We start from the raw sequence: 330 nt of genomic DNA on the forward strand, positions 1-330 counted from the left end.
AGCCTGTGATCCAAAGATCTCCGAATGAGGAAACTCACGTAGGTAACCCTACGTATCCTGTGGTGAATACATAGCGACAGGAAGGTAAACCTAGGGAACTGAAACATCTAAGTACCTAGAGGAAGAGAAAGAAAAATCGATTCCGTCAGTAGCGGCGAGCGAAATCGGAAGAGCCCAAACCAAAGATTTATCTTTGGGGTTGCGGACAGAACATAACATTGGTGGCTATTGTAATTGAAGATATCTGGAAAGATACACCGTAGAAGGTAATAGTCCTGTAAGTGAAACAAGAAGACCATAGTTCTGCTCCAGAGTACCACGAGACACGTG

The 330-nt window shown here is 44.2% G+C and carries 1 rRNA gene; it reads left to right on the forward strand.

The features are described from left to right. Positions 1-330: ribosomal RNA gene (locus tag OCU55_RS23825) — 23S ribosomal RNA — on the forward strand; the annotation flags it as partial.

This window comes from Clostridium folliculivorans, assembly GCF_024341905.1.
In the GTDB taxonomy this organism is placed as follows: domain Bacteria; phylum Bacillota; class Clostridia; order Clostridiales; family Clostridiaceae; genus Clostridium_AR; species Clostridium_AR folliculivorans.